Origin of the sequence: Gilliamella sp. B2785, assembly GCF_026537005.1 — a bacterium.
Lineage (GTDB): Bacteria > Pseudomonadota > Gammaproteobacteria > Enterobacterales > Orbaceae > Gilliamella > Gilliamella apicola_E.
In genome coordinates, this window is record NZ_JAFNNC010000015.1 from 1 (window position 1) to 3,697 (window position 3,697).

General features: G+C 41.3%; 2 protein-coding genes. Both read right to left on the reverse strand.

Annotation, left to right across the window (positions count from 1 at the left end):
- Nucleotides 1-126: 126 nt before the first annotated feature.
- A complete protein-coding gene (locus J3U24_RS11445) occupies nt 127-1,458 on the reverse strand; it encodes a hypothetical protein (RefSeq protein ID WP_267347003.1) in 1,332 nt (443 codons plus the stop codon).
- 912 nt (nt 1,459-2,370) lie between these two features.
- Nucleotides 2,371-3,697 (reverse strand): hypothetical protein (locus J3U24_RS11450; RefSeq protein ID WP_267337876.1); only part of this gene is annotated, 1,327 nt, incomplete at its 5' end.

Consider the following 3,697-nt stretch of genomic DNA (forward strand, 5'->3'; position numbering starts at 1 on the left):
CCGCAAAATCGCTTTTTTTATGGCTAAACGACGTTGACTCCTTGAGTCAGCTTACTTTTAATCACCTAATACTATTTTTTATCACTCCAACCCCCGCCCTAAGGATTAAGGACGAAGAAATAAGAACTAAGGATGGGAGCAAAGGCCGTAGTGGTTGCTGTAGGTGAAGTCCCAACCCACGTTACCGTAGTGTGCGCCCACGATAAACTGGTCACTACCACCCGGGTCACTAGCCCAGTACCAATAGTAGGTGAAGCCAACGCCTGAATAACCAGACAGACGACCCCACTCAGTGAAAAAACCAGAACCAATTCTACGTTGGTAATAATTATCAGGTGAGGATGGGGTGGCGCCAGAGATAGCAGGAGAGTATGTACGAACCGCGTTGGTTAAATCCTTTACCTTAGGAAGGCGATAACCAAGACTATTACACCAAGATAATGTATTAGAATAATTTTTCTCCACATTACCACGGTGGACGAACCACTGCTTCAAAGTAAATCCATATTTGACGACAGGAGCACCATTACTATCACGACCGACCAACTCGAATGTCTGAGGCAAAGTAGGTTTAGATATAGGACTAGGGCTGTCTGAATTATGCTGGGATGTGGTAGCGTAAGGACCAGTTAAAGTAACGCGTACGCTTGTAGCAGTAGGATTAGACATAGTAGCAGTGATACCTCCATGAGAAACAGGAGACCAAGACAATGGCTGACTACTACCACTAATGACTAAATCAAAGTACAATCCATTAGCACCAGTTGTAGGAAAGTTTCTACCGTAACGTGACGGGTCTGTTTCTTGAGTGAGAAAACCATTAGCTGGGTCCCACATTGAAGATGGACCAGCAAAATCCCAATCATACAAATCACCAAGCTTACCAGCAAATAAGTTAGGCCGAGCAAAACAAACCACAGGCGAAGCCTTTGGATTGACGTAATAAGTCACATTACTGGCACTGAAAGTACTACGATTAGGAAATCCGTAACGAGTAGATAATGTACCGTCAGTACTAGATAACTTAATCCTATAAGGTGCGTTACAAGTCGTTAACACGGAATTACGTGATACTGACTGATTGTTTTTATCGACGATAGATAAACTTAAAGAACCTGTAGCACTAACGCCAGAATCTCCATCATCATCACCCCAATAATTATTAGGAGGACCAATAAGTGTACTTAAATTGACTGAAGTAGCATTAGTAGGAACGAACATACGAATATCAGCAAAACTCTGACCCTCAACCGGCAAGACGATTGGGGTTGTAGATGATGAATTGTTAGAAGGCGTGTAATTAGCTCCGTTAGATAGCGTAATCCCAAGCAGACCATTAGTATCAACTGCACGTGTACGACCACCGTCGAAAGTCAGATAAGGTGCACTACCCTGTATCGCATTCCTAGTTGTCTGTGATGTCAATGCGTGACCCGAAAAAGGAAGGAAAAAGACCACGGAAAAAACAATCTGCCGGGATAATTGGGAAAAAGATCGAAAACCGGATCTGAAACAGGATCCGGAAAACGACCGGAAAAAAGATCGAGAAGAGGATCGCGGAAGCGATCGCGCGAAAATTCGCAGAATTTCACTTGATTGAGTAGAAAAATAAGCTTCAGTGAAAAATTTAAACTGGGTGCTGGACTTAGACGAATTTAAAAGATAGGTTGGCCAGGTTGCCTGTTGCCTGTTGCCTGTTGAAAATTATAATGCATATGTGACAATCCTGTCAAGTAATTTTTTGATTAATTTACAATTTTATACTTTTCTGCTAAATTTTAGCCTTTGAGCTAAAACCGTGTAAAAAGTATAGTGATTGGAAAAACACGATGCAACACTTTTTTTCACTCATTTACGTTAACTTTTGTAAATAAGATCTAAAAAGGATCTAAATTATAATTGATTAATTAATGTTTTAATTAGAGATATTGCAATTACAAATCTTTAAAATTAGAACGATTGATCCTCGAAAATTTTAATTTAGGGCTTTAAATTAGAAATTTAGTGATTTTGATCATTTAATAATTTTTAAGTGAAATTTAAAACTTCAAAAACCCCACTCCTCAACTTTTTTTAATGGAAAAATACAGCTACTAAAAAGCGACACAGTTAGAGCGAAATTATTTATTTGAGGCAACATTGCAAAACAAAATTTTGAACCCCAAAAACCCCACTCCTCAACTTTTTTTGCTAAAAAACACCTCAAAAATAAACCCGCCTAAGTGGGTAATTCAAACGTCGCTTAGCCGCAAAATCGCTTTTTATGGCTAAACGACGTTGACTCCTTGAGTCAGCTTACTTTTAATCACCTAATACTATTTTTTATCACCCCCGCCCCCGCCCTAAGGATTAAGGACGAAGAAATAAAAACTAAGGATAGGAGCAAAGGCCGTGGTGGCCGTAGCCGTTGTAGTCCCAATGTACGGGACCGTGGTCTGTGCTCACGATAAACTGGTTACTACCATCCGAGTCACGAGTCCAGTAAGTGCTGGATAAGCCAACGCCTGAATAACCAACCATATTACCCCACTCAGTGACAAGACCAGAACCAATTCTACGTTGGTAATAATTACCCGGCGAGGAAGGGGTGGCGCCGACTGAACCACGACACTTATTGCCTGTATTTGAACCTCGACAAGATGCATTGGTTAAATCCCTTACGCGAGGCACTCGATAACCAAGACTATTACACCAAGATAAAGCAAGAGAATAAGCGCCATACCAAGAACCACGGCCGACGAACCACTGCTTCAAAGTAAAACCATATTTGACGACAGAAGTACCATTAGTAGCACGACCGACCAACTCGAATGTCTGAGGCAGAGAAAGAGTGGAAAGACGATCAGGGCTGGATGATTTCTGTTGGGATTGGGTAGCGTAAGGACCAGTTAAAGTAACGCGTACGCTTGTAGCTGTAGGATTAGACATTGTGACTGTGATACCACCCTGAGAAACAGGAGACCAAGACAATGGCTGACTTACACCATTAATGAGTAAATCAAAGTACAATCCATTAGCGCCAGTAGTCGGAAAGTTTCTACCGTAAAGTGACGGGTCTGTTTCTTGAGTGAGAAAACCTTTATTAGGGCTCCAAATCGAAGCAGGACCAGCAAAATTCCAAGATGGGTTATAACGATCATCACCACGCTTACCATACAATAAGTTAGGCCGAGCAAAACAAACCACCGGCGAAGCCTTAGGATTGACATAATAAGTCACACTACGGGCACTGAAAGTACTACGATTAGGAAATCCGTAACGAGTTGATAATGTACCGTCTGTACTAGATAACTTAATCCTATAAGGTGCGTTACAAATTGTTAGCACGGAATTACGTGATACAGATTGATTGTTTTTATCGACGATAGATAAACTTAAACGACCAGTAGCAGTAACGTCACTATCTCCATCATCATCCCCCCAATAATTATTAGGAGGACCGATAAGAGTACTTAAATTGACTGAATTAGTATTAGTTGGGACGAACATACGAATATCAGCAAAACTCTGACCCTCAACCGGCAAAGAGATTGGTGCTGAAGAAGATGAAGTATTGGTTGATGGCATATATTGCGTACCATCAGATAACGTAATCCCAAGCAGACCGTTAGTATCAACTGCACGAGTACGACCACCGTCGAAAGTCAGATAAGGTGCACTACCCTGTATCGCATTCCTAGTTGTCTGTGATGTCAAT